This is a genomic window from Oceanobacillus sp. FSL W7-1281 (genome assembly GCF_037969835.1).
Classification (GTDB): Bacteria; Bacillota; Bacilli; order Bacillales; family Amphibacillaceae; genus Oceanobacillus; species Oceanobacillus oncorhynchi.
Window position 1 is genome coordinate 4,313,597 of sequence record NZ_CP150214.1, and the last position, 21,238, is coordinate 4,334,834.

Annotated in this window: 19 protein-coding genes; 2 read left to right on the top strand and 17 right to left on the bottom strand. The window is 42.0% G+C overall.

Annotation, left to right across the window (positions count from 1 at the left end; all coding sequences use genetic code 11):
* Positions 1 to 20: 20 nt before the first annotated feature.
* The 6 genes from MKX55_RS20915 to MKX55_RS20940 form a co-directional block, all read right to left on the bottom strand.
* Positions 21 to 878 (bottom strand): 3-hydroxybutyryl-CoA dehydrogenase, encoded by an 858-nt coding sequence (locus MKX55_RS20915; protein WP_339234703.1) that lies wholly within the window; start codon positions 876 to 878, stop codon positions 21 to 23.
* A 45-nt stretch (positions 879 to 923) separates the two neighbouring features.
* Positions 924 to 2,117: an acetyl-CoA C-acetyltransferase gene (locus MKX55_RS20920; protein ID WP_339234705.1), complete on the bottom strand. Its 1,194-nt coding sequence runs from the start codon at positions 2,115 to 2,117 to the stop codon at positions 924 to 926.
* 88 nt (positions 2,118 to 2,205) lie between these two features.
* On the bottom strand, positions 2,206 to 4,314 hold the full coding sequence (locus tag MKX55_RS20925) for a (Fe-S)-binding protein (protein WP_339234707.1): 2,109 nt from the start codon (positions 4,312 to 4,314) through the stop codon (positions 2,206 to 2,208).
* Positions 4,315 to 4,446: 132 nt separating this feature from the next.
* Complete coding sequence (locus MKX55_RS20930) at positions 4,447 to 4,683, bottom strand: hypothetical protein (protein WP_339234710.1); 237 nt, start codon at positions 4,681 to 4,683, stop codon at positions 4,447 to 4,449.
* A gap of 8 nt (positions 4,684 to 4,691) precedes the next feature.
* Positions 4,692 to 6,362 carry an arginine--tRNA ligase gene (gene argS, locus MKX55_RS20935; RefSeq protein WP_339234712.1) on the bottom strand — a complete coding sequence of 557 codons (1,671 nt, stop codon included), beginning with the start codon at positions 6,360 to 6,362 and terminating at the stop codon, positions 4,692 to 4,694.
* Between the two features lie 182 nt (positions 6,363 to 6,544).
* Positions 6,545 to 6,976 (bottom strand): DUF1934 domain-containing protein, encoded by a 432-nt coding sequence (locus tag MKX55_RS20940; RefSeq protein WP_339234714.1) that lies wholly within the window; start codon positions 6,974 to 6,976, stop codon positions 6,545 to 6,547.
* 301 nt (positions 6,977 to 7,277) lie between these two features.
* On the opposite strand from MKX55_RS20940, the gene MKX55_RS20945 reads away from it, so the two are divergent.
* Positions 7,278 to 9,290 (top strand): PBP1A family penicillin-binding protein, encoded by a 2,013-nt coding sequence (locus MKX55_RS20945; RefSeq protein ID WP_339234717.1) that lies wholly within the window; start codon positions 7,278 to 7,280, stop codon positions 9,288 to 9,290.
* A 60-nt stretch (positions 9,291 to 9,350) separates the two neighbouring features.
* Here MKX55_RS20945 and MKX55_RS20950 read toward each other — a convergent pair whose 3' ends face one another.
* The 10 genes from MKX55_RS20950 to MKX55_RS20995 all read right to left on the bottom strand — a co-directional run bounded on the left by MKX55_RS20950 (position 9,351) and on the right by MKX55_RS20995 (position 18,799).
* Positions 9,351 to 10,712, bottom strand: coding sequence for an MmgE/PrpD family protein (locus MKX55_RS20950; protein ID WP_339234719.1), 1,362 nt, complete (start codon positions 10,710 to 10,712; stop codon positions 9,351 to 9,353).
* On the bottom strand, positions 10,705 to 11,847 hold the full coding sequence (locus tag MKX55_RS20955; RefSeq protein ID WP_339234721.1) for an amidohydrolase: 1,143 nt from the start codon (positions 11,845 to 11,847) through the stop codon (positions 10,705 to 10,707). The genes MKX55_RS20950 and MKX55_RS20955 overlap by 8 nt, the downstream gene beginning before the upstream one ends.
* Positions 11,840 to 12,589: an amino acid ABC transporter ATP-binding protein gene (locus tag MKX55_RS20960; RefSeq protein WP_339180434.1), complete on the bottom strand. Its 750-nt coding sequence runs from the start codon at positions 12,587 to 12,589 to the stop codon at positions 11,840 to 11,842. The genes MKX55_RS20955 and MKX55_RS20960 overlap by 8 nt, the downstream gene beginning before the upstream one ends.
* A gap of 12 nt (positions 12,590 to 12,601) precedes the next feature.
* On the bottom strand, positions 12,602 to 13,279 hold the full coding sequence (locus MKX55_RS20965) for an amino acid ABC transporter permease (protein WP_339180437.1): 678 nt from the start codon (positions 13,277 to 13,279) through the stop codon (positions 12,602 to 12,604).
* A gap of 144 nt (positions 13,280 to 13,423) precedes the next feature.
* Entirely contained in the window at positions 13,424 to 14,206 is a 783-nt protein-coding gene (locus MKX55_RS20970; protein WP_339180440.1) for an amino acid ABC transporter substrate-binding protein, read from the bottom strand.
* A gap of 19 nt (positions 14,207 to 14,225) precedes the next feature.
* Positions 14,226 to 14,738, bottom strand: a complete 513-nt coding sequence (locus tag MKX55_RS20975) for a GNAT family N-acetyltransferase (protein WP_339234723.1) — start codon at positions 14,736 to 14,738, stop codon at positions 14,226 to 14,228.
* Positions 14,731 to 16,095 (bottom strand): adenylosuccinate lyase, encoded by a 1,365-nt coding sequence (gene purB, locus MKX55_RS20980; RefSeq protein WP_339180443.1) that lies wholly within the window; start codon positions 16,093 to 16,095, stop codon positions 14,731 to 14,733. The genes MKX55_RS20975 and purB overlap by 8 nt, the downstream gene beginning before the upstream one ends.
* Before the next feature lie 315 nt (positions 16,096 to 16,410).
* On the bottom strand, positions 16,411 to 16,920 hold the full coding sequence (locus MKX55_RS20985) for a YwhD family protein (RefSeq protein WP_339234725.1): 510 nt from the start codon (positions 16,918 to 16,920) through the stop codon (positions 16,411 to 16,413).
* 64 nt (positions 16,921 to 16,984) lie between these two features.
* Positions 16,985 to 17,491, bottom strand: a complete 507-nt coding sequence (locus MKX55_RS20990; protein ID WP_339180447.1) for a YwgA family protein — start codon at positions 17,489 to 17,491, stop codon at positions 16,985 to 16,987.
* Positions 17,492 to 17,497: 6 nt separating this feature from the next.
* Positions 17,498 to 18,799 carry an HD domain-containing protein gene (locus tag MKX55_RS20995; protein ID WP_339180450.1) on the bottom strand — a complete coding sequence of 434 codons (1,302 nt, stop codon included), beginning with the start codon at positions 18,797 to 18,799 and terminating at the stop codon, positions 17,498 to 17,500.
* Between the two features lie 169 nt (positions 18,800 to 18,968).
* On the opposite strand from MKX55_RS20995, the gene MKX55_RS21000 reads away from it, so the two are divergent.
* Positions 18,969 to 19,808: a lipoate--protein ligase family protein gene (locus MKX55_RS21000; protein ID WP_339234727.1), complete on the top strand. Its 840-nt coding sequence runs from the start codon at positions 18,969 to 18,971 to the stop codon at positions 19,806 to 19,808.
* Positions 19,809 to 19,927: 119 nt separating this feature from the next.
* Here the strand turns inward: MKX55_RS21000 and pta are convergent, their stop codons facing one another.
* On the bottom strand, positions 19,928 to 20,902 hold the full coding sequence (gene pta / locus MKX55_RS21005; RefSeq protein ID WP_339234729.1) for a phosphate acetyltransferase: 975 nt from the start codon (positions 20,900 to 20,902) through the stop codon (positions 19,928 to 19,930).
* Positions 20,903 to 21,238: the final 336 nt, after the last annotated feature.

The window sequence follows — 21,238 nt, forward strand, 5'->3', positions numbered from 1 at the left end:
GAATTTTTGAAGTCCTTCTCTTAATCAGTATATGAGTAGAACCCTTTACCCGCCTTCTTCCCAAGTCTTCCTGCCTGCACATACTGTCTCAGGAGCGGACACGGCCGATATTTACTGTCTCCAAAGCCTTCATGAAGAATTTCCATAATCGATAAGCAGGTGTCCAAGCCAATGAAATCTGCCAATTGCAGCGGGCCCATCGGATGATTCATCCCCAGCTTCATCACCTGGTCCACATCTTCTATACTGGCAATTCCTTCAAAGACGGTATAGACGGCTTCGTTAATCATTGGCATCAAGATACGGTTGGAAACAAACCCTGGAAAATCCTTCACTTCCACATCCTGTTTGCCTAATGCTTCCGTTAATTGCTGTACCGTCTGATACGTCGCATCACTCGTTTCTAAGCCCCGAATAATTTCAACCAGCTTCATAACAGGAACAGGGTTCATAAAATGCATGCCGATAAATTGTTCTGCCCTGCCAGTAACAGCTGCAATTTCTGTAATCGGCAAGGAGGAGGTATTGGTTGCAAAAAGACTATGCGACGGCGCAAGTTCATCCAGCCTGCGGAACACGTCTTTTTTCACTTCCAGCTGCTCTACCACTGCTTCAATAATAAAATCTGCTGTAATTGGATCCGCATCCAAATCAACAACAAGCTGCAGGCGATTCAATGCCCGCTCCTTTGTATCCGCTTCCATTTTCCCTTTTGCAACATCCTTCTCAAATATCTTTTCAATATACTGCTTTCCTCTTTTCAATGCCCCGATATCCGCATCATACAGCTTTACCTCATAGCCAGAACGGGCAAAAACGAGTGCGATACCTGCACCCATTTGCCCTGCTCCGATTACCATTACTTCTTTTACAGTCATGATTATACGCTCCTTTTCAAAGGGTTTTAAACTTATCGTTTAAACTCACGCTTCACTTGACGGTACTTCAATTAAAACTGCGTCTCCTTGACCGCCGCCGCTGCAAATCGCTGCAATGCCTTTTCCTCCGCCGCGGCGTTTTAATTCATGTATCAAAGTTAAGATAATCCGGTTACCGCTTGCGCCAATTGGATGCCCCAGTGCTACTGCCCCTCCATTGACATTGATTTTTTCCTCATCAATATCCGCAATTTGCCCGCTTGCCAGTGCAACTACTGCAAATGCTTCATTGATTTCATAAAGATCAATTTCTTCCTTGGATACACCTGTTTTTTCTAGCAGACGATTGATTACTAAGCCCGGTGTTTGCGGGAAGTCTTTTGCCTCCACTGCTACTTCTGCATGACCTAAAATTGTTGCCAGCGGTGTTTTATTTAATTCCTTTGCTTTTTCATCAGACATTACGACGACAGCACTTGCCCCATCGTTAACACCAGGTGCATTTCCCGCTGTAATGGTGCCGTCCTTATCAAATGCAGGTCGAAGTGCAGCCAGTTTTTCCACCGTCGTACCTTTTCTTGGTGTTTCGTCATCGCTGACCACAATCGGTTCTCCTTTACGGACAGGAATTTCTACAGGAACAATCTCATCCGCAAACTTCCCTGATTCGATCGCTTCTACTGCCAGCTGCTGACTCCGGGCTGCCCATTCATCTTGGCGTTCACGTGTTACTTCAAAGGAAGCAGCTGTGTCATTACCATAGCTCCCCATGTGATTTCCTGTAAAGGTACAGGTAAGACCATCATGAATCATTAAATCCTTCACCGCTTTATCACCCATGCGATTTCCCCATCTGGCATCAGGTAAGAAGTACGGTGCATTACTCATGCTTTCCATTCCGCCAGCTACAATGACATCCTCTTCCCCTAAGCGAATCAATTGATCAGCCAGCGTCACACTGCGCAGTCCAGAGGCACATACCTTATTGATTGTTTCCGTTTTTACTTCCCAAGGAATACCTGCTTCTACAGCAGCCTGCCTGGATGGAATTTGCCCCTGTCCGCCTTGCAGAACGGTTCCCATAATTACCTCTTCTACATCTGCACCGTTAAGGTCTGCCCGTTCCAATGCTGCTTTAATTGCTTTTGCTCCCAGATTTACTGCGGTTAACGGCGTTAAAGCCCCTCCAAATTTCCCGAAAGGGGTCCGTGCCCCTGAAACAATAACCGATTTTCTCATACGATATAGCCTCCCTTATTTATTCGAACGAACGCTCGTTCAATAGACAGTAGAAAATATAGAGAGGACGTCAATCCTCTCTATACCTTTATGCTGTTTTTTCTTCCTTTTCTTCTAAAACAGATAGTGCCAGAATTTCAGCCACATCCATGGTACCAATATCCTCTTCTACTTCTTTCGCTTTTGTTCCATCACTCAGCATCGTTAAGCAGTATGGACAGGCGCTGGAAATCATCGATGGCTGCACCTGTAGTGCCTGCTCTGTACGAGCCACATTAATCCGGTTTCCAGTCGTTTCCTCCGTCCACATCAAGCCGCCGCCTGCACCACAGCACATCCCGTTCTCGCGGCTGCGGTCCATTTCTACCAGCTCTAAGCCTGGAATAGCCTTCAAAATTTCCCGTGGCGGATCGTAAACGCCGTTATATCTTCCTAAATAACAGGAATCGTGATAGGTCAATCTTTCATTGATTGCTTTCTGCGGCTTCAGCTTCCCTGACATGACAAGGTCATAGAGCAGCTGCGTATGATGGTAGACCTCTGCTTCAAACCCAAAGTCAGGATATTCATTCTTAAATATATTGTACGCGTGCGGGTCAATCGTGACAATTTTTGTGACGTCATTCTTGGTAAATTGCTTGATATTTTTCTCGGCAATTTCCTGGAATAAAAACTCATTCCCAATTCGTCTTGCTGTATCACCAGAATTCGCTTCGGTGTTTCCTAAAATGGCAAAGCTGACGCCAGCCTGGTTCATTAATTTAGCAAAGCTGAGCGCAATTTTCTGGCTGCGGCTGTCAAAGGAGCCCATCGAGCTGACCCAGAATAAATACTCAAAGGATTTATCCTCCTTCTTCAGCTCTTTCACTGTCGGAATATAAGCCGATTCGTCCTCGTCGCGCCATTTGATCCGGTCCTTCTTCGATAAGCCCCATGGATTGCCCTGACGTTCAATATTCATAACAGCACGCTGGATTTCAGAATCCATTTTCCCCTCTGTCATCACCAAATAACGGCGCATATCGATAATTGTACCGACATGTTCATTATTGACAGGACAAGCATCCTCACAGTTTCGGCATGTTGTACATCCAGCTAATTCTTCTTCGGTAATGACATCGCCGATCAAGCTCATGCTTTGCACCGATGCAGCTGCTTCCTTGCTTGCAGAAGCCTGATTGCCGGCAGCTCCGGAAAAGGCATAGGAAGGAACCCACGCGGATTTCCCAGTAACCGCTGCGCCTTTTTCGGTTAAATGATCTCGAACCTTAATCATAATATCCATCGGCGAAAGCATTTTCCCTGTTCCGGATGCCGGACAAACATCCGTACAACGGCCGCATTCCACACAAGCATAGAAATCGACCATTTGATGCTGTTTAAAATCCTCTACCTTTCCGACACCAAAAGCAATTTCTTCTTCACTTTCTTCATCCATATCTTCTAAATCAAAATCAATCTTTTCTAATTTACCAGGCACTTTTTTCGTCAAAAAGACATTGATTGGTGCAGCAATCAAGTGTGCGTGTTTGGACTGCGGCACATACACTAAGAACGTAAGCAATGTTATCGTATGTACCCACCAGGCAATATAGAATAAAACCATTGCTGCCCCTGCTGAAATGCCGCCGAATAACCCGGCAACAGCACTGGCAACCGGCTCCGTCCATGTTAATTCATGTCCATGCCAAATCATTGCCATTCCATTTCCGAACAGCACAGAAATCATCAATGTTCCAATGAAAATAAGGACAAGCCCTGCTTTCAGGCCTCTTTTCAAACGAACGAGCTTCTCCATATAGCGGCGGTAAAAAGCCCATACCACAGCCACCAGAATCATTAATGTAACGAGCTCTTGAAAAAAGACAAATCCCGGGTAAAGCACGCCAAACGGTAAATGATTCCCCGGTGACAGCCCTTTAACAAACATATCAATGGCTCCAAATTGAACCAGAATGAACCCGTAAAACATCATGACGTGAATCGTGCCGGATTTTTTATCTTTTAACAGCTTGGATTGCCCAAATACATTTTTTATAATGCGTTGGATCCGCAGCTTTATCTCGCCGTCAAACTCTGATTTTTTACCGAGCCTGATATAGGCGACTCTTGTTGCGATGACTTTGGCAAATAAGAATAATGCATAGCCTGTTACAGCTATAAATGCTATCCAATTAATCATCAGAAATGTATCCAAGATGATTCCCCCTCTTTATATTATAATATAAATTGACAGCGTTTTCATATATGTGTAAAAAATAATTATATCTCTACTTTAAAACATGAATGAACATTCAGTCAACCTATTTGGAGGAAATAATGATAATTTTTAGCGGTTTATCATGTTTGGCGTTAATAATAGTTGATAGCGTTCATTATAGCTGATAAAAACAAAAATAATCCTCTCATGATCTTTAGCAGGAGACTGAAAAATTATTTTTTCTCTGGTTACCTGCTCTCTCATAACGATAATACGATCAATAATTTCCTTTAAGTATGCTTTACGAAAATGATAGGAAAATCCCACAAAGAAATCAACCATCTCTCTGCAGGATTTTCCTATCATTTTCTATTTTACATTTTCTCCGGTGCATTCACACCTAAGATACCCAAGCCGTTCGCCAGTGTTTGACGTACTGCTTTCATCAAAGCAATACGTGCGCTGGTACGCTCTGGATTATCTGCATCCAATACTTTTTCTGCATTGTAGAAGCTGTGCAGCGTAGAAGCGAGATCAAATACATACTGCGTGACTTTATGCGGCATTTGTTTGTCTGCCGCTTCAGCGATCACCTGCGGCAGCTCTCCTACTTTTTTAAGCAGGTCCAGTTCTTTTTCTGCGGTCAATAAGGACGCATCAAAATCCCCATCTGTTGCAAATCCTTTGTTCTTCGCCTGTTCCAGCATCGTGCAAATACGTGCATGCGCATATTGAACATAGTAAACCGGATTGTCATTGGATTGTGATTTGGCAAGGTCCATATCAAAGTCTAACTGCGAATCATTGGAACGCGCTACGAAATAATATCGGACCGCATCGATCCCTACCTCATCCATCAGCTCTCTTAAGGAGACAGCTTTACCGGTACGCTTGCTCATTTTCACCTTTTCGCCAGCTTCAAACAGATTAACCATTTGGATAATTTTTACCGAGAATTTATCGACTGGATAACCTAATGCCTGCAAAGCAGCGCCCATTCTTGGAATATATCCATGATGGTCTGCGCCCCATACATTAATAATCTGGTCAAAACCGCGGTCTAATTTATTTTTATGGTAAGCAATATCTGGTGTTAAATACGTGTAAGCTCCATCCTGCTTGATAAGGACGCGGTCTTTATCATCACCAAAGGCAGTCGTCTTAAACCATAATGCCCCGTCTTTTTCATACGTATAGCCGCCATCTTCCAATACTTGTAAAGCAGCATCAATCTGGTCGTTTTCAAAAAGCGAACGCTCGGAGAACCAGCTGTCAAATTCCACACGGAAATCCTTTAAATCATTTTCAATATTACGCAGGGAAGCCTTTAAGCCATATTCTTTAAAATAATCGAGACGCTCTTCATGTGATTTCTCCGTCCAGGCGTCTCCTTCCTCTTTCACAAGGTTTTTCGCAATATCAATGATTGCCTGCCCGTGATAGCCATCTTCCGGCATATCTACAGACCGCCCTAATTCCTGTAAATAACGAGCCTCTACAGATAAACCAAGATTGTTAATCTGGTTTCCTGCATCATTAATATAATATTCTCTCTCCACTTCATAGCCTGCAGCTGCAAAAAGATTACATAATACATCCCCAAATGCAGCATTTCGCGCATGGCCTAAGTGAAGGTCACCAGTCGGGTTAACAGAAACAAATTCAACCTGAACCTTTTCTCCGTTGCCGTCTTTTGAAGTACCATAAGCATCTCCAGCGTCCAATACGGTTTCAATGACTTCTCCTAGGAAATCCTGCTTCATATAAAAGTTGATAAATCCGGGTCCGGCGATATCAATTTTTTCAACAGACGCTGCCTGCTTATCTAAGTTGGCTGTAATTTCATCTGCAATTTGACGCGGTGCTTTTTTCGCAATTCGAGCCAGCTGCATCGCAATATTGGTGGCAAAATCGCCATGCGCTTTATCCTTCGGTGTTTCCAGAATAATATCCGGAATCGTATCCTCCGTCGCAAGCTCTGCAGCAAGAACAGCTGTATGAATTTGCGCTTTTAATGTTTCTTCTGTTTGTGCTAATACATTCATTCCTTATTTCCTCCTTGTTTCTATCCCCGCCGGCAGTTTAAGGAACACGACATACAGGTGGACTGCTCTTATGCCAGAAAGGGATACCACTCACGTTCCGCTCCTTCTGTCACGGATTTACTTTTGGCAATTTCTCTCCCGCTTACCTGCTCCCAATTCCTTAAAGGTGGGAAAATCTTTGCTTATTTTGTTGAAAATCGAAGCTTGAGCTGATGCTTCCGTTCGAGTTGTTCATTCAGCTTCATCGTATAATTCATATCAAGCACCCGCGGCATGGCATCCTCTGTAAATGAAATCGATTCTGTAAAAGTTTCCATATGAATATTGCCATGCATATGCTGATAAATGTTTTCTGTTTTCTGGCCTAATTGAAATTGCTGATTCATTTGGATGACACCTGTTCTCTTAATCGAGACACGCTCCGGCCGAATCATAATTATATTTTGAATCGTTCCGGCTTCTTCATTTACTTCCTCGTATTTAAGTACATCGATGCTGCCTTTCTTCGTCCATTCTCCCGTGAAGGATTGTTCCTGCGTCTCCTGTTCACCGGAATCTACGTCATAAATCACTGTCTTCAGCGTAATATTAACATGCTCGGAATTATGTTGCATACGTACTCCTTTAATCTTGTTTACAAATTTATATTTATAGTGTACTTATTATATCTTTAAAACACCATGATAAGCAATACTCTTGCTGTGTAAAAAACTTTATCACGGCATGAGCGGGGAAAAACGATTACTTCATCTCCTGATTAACTCAACTAGAATTTAGTAAAAAAGCGTTCCACTAAATCAAGTTTCGTTTTACACGTTTATAAAAGCCGTTCTTTTTCCATAATAAATAGAGAGAATAAATAAACTCCAGTATCACCATTTTGCAAAGACATATTTATTTTGGAGACGATAAAGGATGAAATCATTAAAAAAGCTGCGTCTAATCTATAAATTAATTGGCGGCGTTGTGCTGCTGATTATTACTGGTTTTTTAGCTATTTACTTATTAGCCTATCTCATGGGCCCTCCAAGTCTCAGCACTCAATCTCCTGCTGTGTTTTACGACCGGGAAGGGAATGAGATTGAGGATACATTTGGAGACTCTTATGAATGGGTTCCTTTAGAAAATATAGATGATTCCGCTGTCCAGGCGAGTCTGGTGATTGAAGACAATCGTTTTTTTGATCATCACGGCCTCGATTATTTCCGGATTGCGAAATCACTGTGGAATAATTTTATTTCCGGCTCGTTAAAAGAAGGAGCCAGCACGATTACACAGCAATATGCCAGAAATCTCTATCTATCTGCAGATAAAACCTGGTCCCGCAAGCTGCAAGAAGCCTTCTATGCCATTCGTTTAGAAATGTTTTATTCCAAAGAAGAAATTCTAGAAGGATATATGAATACCATTTATTACGGTCACGGAGCCCACGGGATTGAAGCGGCAAGCAATTATTTTTTTGGAAAACCTGCTCATCAGTTAACCCTGGCAGAAGCGAGTATGCTGGCAGGGATTCCAAAGGGACCGACGTATTATTCACCGCTCAATAACTTAGAAAATGCGACGGACAGGCAGCAGCTTATCCTCCATCGAATGCTGGAAAATGAAATGATTACGGAGACAGAATACGAAGAGGCAATAAATGAAGAATTAGCTTATCAGCAGTTGGCTCCAGCTGAGGAGGAAGCGTCCTATTTTAAGGATGAAGCATTAAAGGAGGCCGCACGGATTTTGGAAAAGGACGTGGAAGAAATAAAGCTCGGCGGCTATCAGCTGCACACAACATTGAATAGCGATTATCAGCAAGAAATGGAAGAGGCCGCTGCTCAAACCATTGAGGAAGGCAGCGACTTACAGGCTGCCGGCATTTCCATTGTCCCGCAAACTGGCGAAATAGCTGCCATGATTGGCGGAACCAATTATAAAGAAAGCAGCTACAACCGGGCGATGGATGCCAAACGGATGCCCGGTTCTACCTTTAAGCCTATTTTATATTATGCTGCCTTGGAAAATGGCTATACAGCCAGTACGACCTTAACCAGCGAAGCAACGACTTTTGAGCTTGCAGACGGTTCTGCTTACCAGCCGAGTAATTTTAATGGGTATTATGCAGATGCCCCTATCACGCTAGCAGAGGCAATTGCATTATCAGATAACATCTATGCTGTCAAAACCGCGCTTTATGTAGGCGGAGAACGATTTATCGAGACAGCTGAAAAATTCGGGATAGAAAGTGACCTGAATAATGTTCCTTCCCTGGCGCTCGGCACTTCTTCTTTATCGGTCATTGAGCTGACGAACGCCTATGCCCGTATTGCCAATGGAGGGGAAGCAGTCACGCCATATCTTATTGAAGAAATTACAGATGCGGATGGAAAAACACTTTATTCGCACAGTCCCGAGGAGAGCGAGCCCGTTCTTGATGAAAAAAAAGCGTTTATTCTGACCCAGCTTCTAACCGGAATGTTTGACGAAACATTAAATAGCTACACCAGTGTCACCGGAGCAAGCCTGCAAAATAAGCTTACCGATATTTATGCCGGCAAATCGGGAACAACGGATTTTGACAGCTGGATGATCGGATACAGCCCTGTTATCTCTACCGGCATTTGGGTTGGGTATGATGACCACCGGGAAATAACCAATGTAGCGGAAGCAGCCTTTTCAAAAGAGATATGGGCAAATTATATGGAGAATATTGACGAAGACGGAAAAAATGTTTTTCCCATGCCTTCCGGAGTTGTCGGACTTCCAATCGATCCAGTCAGCGGATTACGTGCCGATACCAGCTGTGAAAAAAGCAGAATCATGTTTTATGAAAAAGGGACCGAGCCGCTTGGATACTGTCATAACGGAAATGTCGATCAGCGGGATGATGCCATCGAGGACACGGGGATTCTTGAGAAATGGTTTGATTCGTTGTTCTAAACGTGGAAAAGGCCTGCCGGGCGAGGTTTTTAGAGACCTCGTCCAGCAGGCCTTTTTAGATCAGCTTTCTGCTTTTAACAGAGGAAGCAATTTCTCTAATGTGACTGTTTCTTCTTGCTGAAATACTTCTATAAATGGCATCGCCTCTTGGTGCAGTAGTTCTTTTGCTTTCTCTATCAAATCTTCCCGATTCAATGGATGACCCGGAGAACCATGCGGGATATCGCAGCGGGCTTGCTTTGTATCCCCATTACGCAGGCTGATTTCTATCATACTATATCGATTCGCCGGATAACTCACAGAGGCAAATGGAATATTCTCATCATACACCCTTGTTATTTTATTCATTAATGCACTGACCTCTTCCGGTATCTCTTCCCATAAAAAAGCCTCCATGGAAAGCTCTCTTCCAGTTAACAGCAATGCTGCACAATACTCTGCACTAAAACGTCCCTGTTCCCCATTTTTCGGATTTGTATAGATAAGCGCTGCATCACCGTTCTCAGGAAAATAAAGCTGAATCGAAGCGATTTGCTTCAAATCTACTTCCCAGCCCCTCATCAAGGCTTTTGTCGCATCAATTGGATGAGCGTTTGCTGAGCAGCAAGGATACAGCTTAAACCAAAATCCTGGCTTATCAACAGCCCATTCCAGCCCCCATTCATCAAGCAGACTGTCTATACTGCTGTCTTCATTTCCAAACATGGACAACAATCCATTCTCAGCTGTTATTGTATTGCTATTACCAGCAACACCTTGTTTAACCAAATGCAAAATTTGCCACGCTTTTTGTGCTGTCAGCCCTGCGTGTAATGGTTTGATAAGTGTTCCGAAATGGCTTCTGGAGCCGCTGATTTGCGACACACATAGGTCGAGTGCTTGGTTAAATTCTTTTTCTTGAAATTTCATATAATACGCTCCAGCAGCAACGGCTCCATACATTCCCGCTGTGGCTGTCGTATGAAATCCTTTTTCATAATGAGATTTCCCCAATATTTTGGATATGCGTGTCATCACTTCTACTCCAATTAAATAAGCCTCAAAAAAACGGGCAGTATCTTGCTTCTGTTCCACCAAAGCCATTAATAAGCTGAGAATAACAGCCGATGGATGCCCGCGGATTTCCGAGTGGACATCATCCAGATCTAAAGCATGCGCAGCGTATCCATTCAAAAAACAGGCGTCATAAGGATGAACTTTTTCACGCATCCCAATAACCAGTGCGGTCTCGCAGGCTGTATGTGGAAATAATCGTGCATTCCATACTTGGTGAAAATATGTATCATACGCAACAGCGGCATGACAGCAAACAAGATAATCCAATAACCCTTTTTGTAAATTTTCTTTGGTATCCGCTTTTAAATCTTCCCAGCCAGGAGCAGAAAAAACCCTCTGAACGAGGGCTTCTGTCATATTATTCATTTTTCAGGACCTTTACAGCCAATGTGGCGAAGAATGATGCCGCTACTTCAATCGCATCCTCCTGCAAATCAAATTCTGGATGATGCCATTCTTTTGATCCATCGACTCCCATCCACACAAAGAATCCCGGAATATAATTCTGATAGTAAGCAAAATCTTCTCCGCCAGAGCTTGGTACAGCATCTACGGCTTGATACCCGGCTTCTGCAGCCGCCTCACGCACCGTTTGTTCATACTGGGATGCATTATTTACTACCGGTAAATAGCTTTCCCACTCAAAATCTACTTCGCCGCCATTTCCTTTAGCAGTGGTTTCTGCTAAATTCTGCATAAACTCCGGAATGGCCTGACGTGCTTCCGGCTGAAATGTTCGGACTGTACCCTGCAGCTTCACCTGATCAGGTATTACATTCCACGTATTCCCGCCATTAATGCTTGTAATACTGATGACTGCGTTATGAAAAAGGTCAATTCTTCTGGCAATAATCGACTGTACATTTGTTACATACTGGGATGCTATCACGATCGGATCAATTGCATTATGCGGAATCCCTGCATGTCCGCCGATGCCTTTAAACGTTATTTCAAACTTATCTACGCTGGCCATCAATCCTTCTGATTTCACACCAATGGTGCCTACTGGCAAATCAGGCTTATTATGCATGCCAAATATAGCATCCACACCTTCTAAAACACCTTGTTCTACCAGATATTTTGCGCCTTGAGCTACTTCTTCAGCCGGCTGAAAAATAAAACGGACAGCGCCATGTAATTGATTTTTTTGTTCATTCAGCAGAATAGCTGCACCTAAAATAGAAACCATATGGAAATCATGGCCGCATGCATGCATTTTCCCCTCTGTTTCCGATTGGAAAGGCACATCTGTCTCTTCTTTGACCGGCAATGCATCAATATCCGAACGAATAGCGATTGTCGGACCAGCATGTTCCCCTTTTACTTCTGCAATAACGCCTGTTTTTATATCAAAAGGCAGAATCGTGATTTCATTCTCTTCCAGCCATTTTTTTAAGTGGGCTGTCGTATTTATCTCTTCAAACGCAAGCTCTGGATTCCGATGTAAGTATCTGCGTTTTTCGATTAAATCGTTGAGCCGTTCTTCTGTTACCTTAAACATTTTCTTCACCTGCTCCTAACCTTCTTAAAAATTGTTTTGTTCTCGGAGACTGTGGATTATGGAAAAATTCTTTCGGTGTATTTTCCTCAATGATATTTCCATCTGCCATAAAAATAACGCGGTCTGCTACTTCCTCTGCAAATTGCATCTCATGTGTCACGATAATCATCGTTGAGTTCTGCTCTGCAATTTTTTTAATCACTTGAAGCACTTCAGAAATCCATTCCGGATCAAGCGCCGAGGTTGGTTCATCGAACAGAATCGCATACGGGTTCACTGCAAGCGCACGAGCAATACCTACACGCTGCTGCTGTCCCCCGGACAATGTTACCGGATATTGATGCACCTTATCTCCTAAACCAACTTGATTTAATATTTCCATAGCAATTTTTTCAGCTTCTGGCTTCTTCATTTTTTTAGCAATAACCAGCGCTTCTGTTACATTTTCCAACGCTGTTTTATTTTTAAATAGGTTATAATGCTGAAAAACCATCGCTGTCTGCTGTCTTAATTGATAAATTTCTTTGGAAGACATTTTTTTAACATTTATCTTTTTATCTCCAATAATCAATTCTCCTGCATCAGGTTTTTCTAATAAATTCAAACAACGCAGCAACGTCGATTTTCCTGAACCAGATGGTCCGATAATTGCCAGAACCTCCCCTTCTTTTACCTCCAGGTTGATTCCGTCTAACACAACATTAGATCCAAATTGTTTTTTCAAATTTTTTACCGTAATCATATTCGTACTCCCTTATGATTGATATGGCCGTTCCATTCTTTTTTCAAGCGCCTGTTGAATAAACGTATAAATAATAATCATCGCCCAGTATAAGAGCGCCAGGGCTAAATACGTCTCGAAAAAGCGCAGGGAGGAAGCGGCAAGTATTCTCCCTTGTGCGAACAACTCTACAACTCCTAATGTAAACGCCAGGGATGTTTCCTTAATCAATCCAATAAAAATATTTCCTGTTGCAGGCGTTGCATTTCGTACCGCTTGGGGCAAAATAACCCTGCGAAAGCTTTGAACTCTTGTCATTCCAACAGATAGACAAGCTTCCATTTGTCCTTTATCAACAGAAGCGAGTGCAGCACGAAATATTTCTGCTAAATAGGCTGCCTGCTTCAAACTTAAACCAAGGATAGCAGCAGCAATCGCCGTCATTCCGCTTAGAGCAGGAAAAATCTGCGGCAGCCCGTAATAGATTAAGAAAAGTTGAACCAGGGATGGAATTGCCCTAAAAAACGAAACATAGGCGATAGCTAAGTGCGTTAGGACAGGTATCCCTGATCGCAGCACCAGTGCGATAACCATCCCCAAAACAACTGCAATCACCATCGTAACAATCGCTAAAAATAATGTAAGTGGTATAAATGGTAATAAGTCTGGAATCAAACTTATTAAATAAACGAAGTCTATATTAAAATCCATATGTCATCCTCCAGTTAGAAAAACTTCAAAAATGAAGACCAGCCAAGTCATGAAGTGAAAGCCGCTGTCGGAGCTGGGACTGCGTCATCAACCCAGATGCTTACAGCGGCATTACTTCTGTTTTCATATGCTCAGCCAAATAAATTATTCTTGTACGGTTATATCCTCTCCGGCAAAATATTTCTCTGAGATTTCTGCAAGTGTACCGTCTTCACGAAGCTTTTCTAATTCTTCATCAAATTCTTCACGCAATGCCGCACCTTCCTCATTCTGTGTAAACGGGAAAGAAATATCTTCGTACACAAATGGTTCTCCAACAAATTTAAGCGGTAAATCTCCTAATTCGATCTCTGCGATTAAAGCAGACTTCGAATTCACATAGCCGTCGACACGGTTATTGATAGCATCATTCATCGCACCATCACGTGTTTCATACGTTCTTGGCTCAATTTCCGGATCAAAGGCTTCTAGATTTTTAACATTATTGGAACCCAATACCCCAGAAACAGTTCTCCCTTTAAATTGTTCTAAGTCTGTAAAATCGTTATCCTCATGAGTCACAATGGTTGCACCGGCATACGCATAAGGCACCGAAAAGTCATATGATTCAGCTCTTTCCTCTGTTACAGCCACAAAGTTCGCAACGGTATCAATCCGTCCTGTTTCCAGCTGTCCCATAAGTCCTGAAAAATCTGTTGTTACCCATTCAACTTCATAGCCTAAGTTTTCAGCAACTGTTTCTAATACTTCTACATCATAGCCTACTAATTCTCCGTCTTCTTCATAGCCATTTGGATAGCTTTGCGCAGTTGTCCCTGCTTGTATTACATTATCACCTGAACCTTCTTCAGAGCTTCCGGAACCCCCGCATGCAGCTAGAATAGTTATTAAAACGATGCTTCCTGCTAGCAATATCAATTTTTTCATTTTTCTATAACCCGCCTTCTTATCTCTTTTTATATTCTTTGCCCAATAGTAATTTTTCCAAATAAACCGTCTGATGACCCTTTCCTAAATCCGCTTCTCCGACTGGTTGGTAACCACGCTTGATGTACATATCTGCCAACCAGGGGTGCTCTTTTGCTGTTCCTAGACTCACCGATGGACAATGTAGCTGGCGAGCTAAATAATCCTGTTCCACAAAATCAAGAATTTTAGATGCATATCCCTTTCGTTTATATTGCGGATCGACAGCTACCCACCAAATATGCGGAATTTCATAGGGACCGTGGTGCGGACTCCAAGGCATCCGGATGGATGCAGTCGCTACAGTAGTTTCATCATCTTTCATATAAAAACATATATTTTCATCTATATTTTTCTTAACCAGTGCATCATCTGCTGTTGCAGCAGCGAAATGGATACCAAGATCGCGAATGGATGCATAAGCTTTTAATGTGAGCTCCTTTATTTCTGATACATTATCTTCAGTAGCTTGATAGAATGCTAGTTTACCCATGTAAAAGAGCTCCTTTTTTTATTTGAGCAATGACTTCTTCTACTTTTTCACTCGCCAAACCGGTATATTGACTCGGATCCAATAAATCATTTATTTGCTCCTCTGATAATACGCTGCTTACCACTTCATCTTCTGTCAGTGTTTTTTTAAACGGAATATTTTCTTCGTAGGATTTCATAGACAGCTCGTATACCAGATGATGAGCGGTCTGCTTTCCAACCTTTTCTGATAACGCAAACATAATTCGTTCGGACAATAATAAGCCGCCTTGCATATTCAAATTACGAAGCATATTTTCCGGCTTCACAATCAATCCTTTTAATACATTAATTGTGGTTTTAAGCTGAGAAGATAGATATAAACAAATTTCCGGCAGCGCTACCCATTCGCTTCTCCAGCTCTTTGCATCCCGTTCATGATCCATAACCAATGATTCATGAAGCAGACTCACACTGTGTAATACAGGTTTGGTCAAGCTCGCAATTCCTTCAAACAAAGCAGGATTCCGTTTGTGCGGCATGGTTGTCGAACCAACATTTCCAGCTTGAAACGGCTCTTCCAGTTCATCAATCTCTGTCCGCATTAAGTTATAGAATTCATTCCCCAGCTTGCCTAATGATCCGCTGACAAGTCCAAGAATGGACCCATACTCCGAAATACGGTCACGAGAGGAATGCCAGCAAATATCTGGTGTAGATAAGCTCAGTTTATCCAATGCCTTCGTTTCTACCTTCGGGCCAATATTTCCAAGCGCTGCATATGTACCTACTCCTCCGGCAAGAACACCTGTAAACGTACGTGTCTCCGCTTCTTTCAATCGCTGCAGGTGACGGTCAAATTCACTCAAGACCACTGCCAGCTTAAATCCAAATGTGGTAGGAAGCCCCTGCATGCCATGTGTCCGCGCAGCCATTGGTGTATTTTTATATTTATCTGAAAGTTCAACCAGCAATTGTGCGGTTTCTTTCATATCTCTGGATAATATCTGATGAGCCTCTCTTAACTGGAGTATGGTTCCCGTATCTGTAATATCCTGTGTGGTAACACCAAAGTGAACAAACTCTCCATATTCCCCTGACAAATCCTGCAGATGATTGACCGTAGCCATCAGCGAATGCTTTAATTTTACTGCCTCCTGCGCAATATCCTCTACATCAAAGTTCTCTATTTTGGCAGCTTCGGCAATGGTTTCTCCCGCTTTTTCCGGAATGACACCAAGTTCACTTTGAGCTAACGCAAGAGCGGCCTCTGCATCAAGGATTTTTTGCAATCTATTTTCATCATTCCAAATCTGACGCATTTCCTCTGTGCTAAAATTATTTTGCAACATCCGTAAATCAATAACATGTGATCCCATTTATCTTCTTAATCCTCTTTTCCAAATAAATTATATAATTCTTATCGTTTTAGTGTATTTTATAGCAATAATTGTCGAATTTCAATACTTTTTTTAAATTAATCTGACTTATTTTAAGTTTATATTTAGTTCATCATTTATAATGAAAATAGGACAAAAAAGCGGTTCGTACCGATTAATTCGATACGAACCGCTTTTTTGTCCTAGTAAACATGAGTTCAGCCCATGTACTCATAGTTTACAAAGGATTTGAGAAAAGTACAAGAATTTCTAAATATGTTCATAATTCATTCACAATTTTGTCATTGTTTTGGTTTAAATATCTAATTGCTCTTTCAGCTCTGCAGTAGAGTTTTCCCACATTTCCGGTTTGAATTCTTTTAAGAAGTCACCAAGTAATTTTTTAGAATGATTATCCATGTGCTCTACAATAATTTTGCCCTTTAAGGATTTCTCCATATGCTTCACATGATCTGCCATGGATTTATAAGCACGTTTGATTTCCCGGTTCACGCGGATTTCACTGCCGGCAACCCCGGCATAGTAAGGACCATTTTCTCCTTTTTCCACCGTTACCCAGACAATCCAATAAAGCTTTCCGCCTTGCACTTCTTCACGATCTCTTATCCATTTCACACGACGCTCTACGGAACTTCTTGCATGCATCGCATCCATATCCACATATGCTTTATCTTCATTTGGATCGACGATAATCGATGACATATTTTCCAGACTGACTGTTCCCGCACCATAACCGCCGTGCCCGTCCGTTGAATCATCTTTTATAATCGTGAATGTATTCTTCTTTTTATTTTCTTCCGTCATTGTATTCGCCTCCTGACATTCATTCTGAGCTTTGTCTCATTCTACCATGTTCTAAAAAGGTTTTTTAGTGAGAAGACTTATTCCCCAGCTCGTCCATAAATCGGAATGCTTCTGTCATCTCCTCATCTGTGTATTTCAGTTTCGATTTTACGGTGTGCACTTTATCAATTATTTCTTCCTTTGACAAATAAGAAAAATATAACATCGTCGAGACCAGCTCTAAAAAGCGGGCGCTGCACTCCTGTAAAAGGTTAATTTGATTCTTGATATCCGGCATGTTCACTTCAAATTGCTTTAAGAAAGTTTCCCCATCTGCTGTGATGGAATAGTGGTATTGATGATAATTGCTTTTTTCTTCTTTTTCTTCCTTTAAAAAATGTAAATTACAAAGTTCCTCGACACGCAACGTTAATTCTTCTGAATAGGGTCCATAGAAATGAAATTGATATTTTTCTTCAAAGGGAACTCGGCTTTGCTGTAAGATATAAATCATTTTCTGTAATTTCTTTCTTCCTGTCACTTGCCTGGCTTTAGAGAAAAAATAGAGCAGTTTCGCATGGTTGTCTAACACAAATGGTCATTCCTTCCCGTACAATATATCTAAAATTCGTTTCTTCAAATCGGTATCTTCTATTCGTTGTATGCTGTCCTTAGGAAAGTACAGCTTATGGTCCGTCCTTTTCTTACCAGAAATTGCTTCGACAATATCGGAATGACGGGACAGTTCCTTTAAACCGCCATCAGGCATTAACAGATGGATCGGCAGACGTTCCTCCTCTTCCCCCGGCCGGTAAAAATCATACGGCAAATCGGACGATGAATCTACTACTAAGTAATAGTCTGGATCAATACCCGCCTTTTTAAACAGCTGATACAGCTCCATCCCTGCATTGATCTGCGGATCCGGGTTGTATTCCACATATTTAAATAAATGACGGTTGATAAACCGGCAGCTTAAATCAGCCAATATAGCATCCTTTTCTTCCTGCCATTGCTGAAAATAATAATATACAATCATATCATCCAGCTTTAAATAATCGGACAGCTGTACTTTTTCTTCAAAAAAGGAAATAAAGTGTGTCGGCTCCAGCTGAAATTGATACGAGTCGTCCTCATAAAGCACCTTTGCCCGTTGAAAGATTTTTGACAGGATAACCTCTGCACTCCGCGTAACCGGATGAAAATAAACCTGCCAGTACATTTGATAACGGCTCATAATATAATCCTCGACCGCATGCATCCCCGTTGATTTAATTACAACCTGGTCATCCATCGGCCGCATGACGCGCAAAATACGCTCCATGTCAAAATGGCCATAGCTTACCCCGGTAAAATACGCATCGCGCTGCAGGTAATCCATTCGATCCGCATCGATTTGACTCGATATCAGACTGACAACAAGCTTGTCTGAATACGTTTTGGCAATCACATCTGCTACCTTCACAGGAAAATCGGCAGATACTTTTTTCAGGATTTCATTGACCTTTGTACTTCCTAAAATAATCTGTTGTGTAAACTGTTCATGATCCAGCTTAAACACTTTCTCAAACGAATGCGAGAATGGCCCATGCCCCAAATCATGCAGTAACGCAGCACAAAGACACAGCAGCCGCTGCTCTCTATCCCATCTTTCCCGGTCTGCAAAATTGTAGGTGATCCTTCTGACAATTTCATAGACACCCAACGAATGATTAAAACGGCTGTGCTCTGCACCATGGAAGGTCAGATTCGTTGTTCCCAGCTGCTTTATCCGGCGAAGTCTCTGAAATTCCGGTGTAGCGATCAAATCCCAAATAACCCGATCACGGACATGAATATACCGATGGACCGGATCTTTGAATACCTTTTCTTCTATTAGTTGTTCATCTTTATATGCCATATCATTATCTCCATCCGCAGTTTCCTAAAAATTTTCGTATAGTTATCCAGTTAAGTTTCCGTTTATCTCTTTGTATATTTAAAGAAGCCTCTTATACTTCTTTTCCATATATGCTTTGAATATATTATAATATAGTTAATCAGTTGATGAAAGGTTTAGGATGAACACGATGAAAAATTGGAAAGAAATTATTCGACATAAAACATTTCGTTATATAGACCACTCCACAGCAACAATGGTGGCGGGCAAACCGAATACAGCCCTCGCCTCCTTTGCTGTGGATGATGCTCTGGCTATTTCCGTCAGTGAAGCAGCTTCTCCTCCTGTTATCCGTTTATGGGTGCATCCAGATACCATTGTTTTAGGTATCCCGGATTCTCGTCTGCCTCATATTGATGCGGGGATGGCCTTTCTTGAAGAAAAAAAGTATCAAGGGATTGTCCGCAATTCAGGGGGGCTTGCGGTTGCTCTGGATGAAGGCGTGCTTAATATTTCCCTGATTATCCCCGGGGCAAATGACTTATCCATTTATGACTGCTATGAGGCGATGGTTCAGTTTGTGCAGGCCATGTTTGCGGATTTAACCGATGCGATTGAAGCCTATGAAATTGTCGGCTCCTACTGTCCCGGAGATTATGATTTAAGTATTAACGGCAAAAAATTCGCTGGTATTTCTCAGCGCCGGGTCAAAAAAGGGATTTCCGTACAAATTTATCTGGATATTGAAGGAAACAGTAAGGCACGTGCTTCCCTGATTCGGGAATTTTATCATATTGCCAAACAAAATGAAGCGACTACCTTTACTTATCCAGAGGTGACCCCTGATGTGATGGCTTCCCTTTCTGATTTACTGGGAATTCCTTTAACAGTCGAAGAAGTGAAACAGCGTGTAATGGATACATTAAATGGGCTGACAGAAGAAATCATTACCATGCCGATGCAGGATACAGAGCAGGAAAATTTTGATAAACGGTATCAGCAAATGATAAAACGAAATGAAAATATATAAAACGATGCTTCATGCCATGAGAGGTTTACGGATTTTTCTCCGTGATAAGCACCTGTTCAAAATGCATACAAAAACAGCCTGTTCAGAAGTTCTGATCAGGCTGTTTTTGTATGCATAGATTATTCAGCTGCTGCTTGAGCTGCTGTGATAAGTGCCAGGTTGTACACATCTTCTGAACTGCAGCCTCTGGACAGGTCATTCACGGGTTTGTTCAGCCCTTGCAGGATCGGACCTACTGCTTCAAATCCGCCTAAGCGCTGTGCGATTTTGTAACCAATGTTTCCTGCTTCCAGGCTTGGGAATACAAATACATTAGCATCCCCTTTGATAACAGAATTCGGTGCTTTTTTCTCTGCAACACTTGGAACAAAGGCAGCATCAAATTGGAATTCTCCATCGATTACAAGAGAAGGGTCTTTTTCCTTTGCAATCGTTAAAGCGTCGGTAACCTTTTCTGTTTCCGGCGATTTTGCAGAACCGGCAGTAGAGAAGCTGAGCATAGCAACACGCGGATCCATATCGAATAGCGCTCCTGTTTTCGCACTTTCTACAGCAATCTCTGCAAGGTCATTGCTGTCTGGAGCAATATTAATTGCACAATCAGCAAATACATATTTTTCTTCATCTCTTACCATAATGAATACGCCGGAAGTTTTTTGTACGCCTTCTTTTGTTTTAATAATTTGTAGTGCCGGGCGTACGGTATCTGCTGTAGAATGGGCAGCACCGCTTACCAGACCGTCTGCTTTATTTAAATAGATGAGCATCGTACCAAAATAGTTTTCATCTAAAAGAATTTTCTTTGCATCTTCTTCAGTTGCTTTTCCTTTTCTTCTTTCTACAAAAGCGTCAACCATTTCCCCGAAGCCTTCATAGCTTGCCGGATCAATAATTTCTAGTCCAGATGCTTGTACACCAAGATCTGCTGCTTTCTTTTCTACTTCTTCTTTATTGCCGATGACGACAGGTGTCAGCACAGCATCTTCCGCCAGACGTCCTGCTGCTGTTAAGACACGTTCGTCTAATCCTTCTGGAAATACGATGCGTTTGCCGTTTCCTTTTACTTTCTCTGTTAATTGTTCAAATAAACCCATGATGAAACCTCCTATAATAATTAACATATTAAAATGATAGTTACGGACTTTTTGTTTGGAAAAAACAATTCGTTTTTACCTTCAAATTCTCTTTAATGATATACCATTTAACGGCACAAATAAAGCCTTGAACCCCGAAAAATCAATGTAAAGGATTACATCTGTTTTTCTTTAGCAGCAAGCATATTCCCTTCCATTTTTCACCGTTCCTCCTCGTTCATCATGTTCCTGAATCGGCCTTTCCCTGCTTCCCAATTTTGACAAACCCTTGACAATACGTAAAATATCATGATTTTGCGTCTTTTTTTATATGATTCCCACCCTCTGGTTATGCTA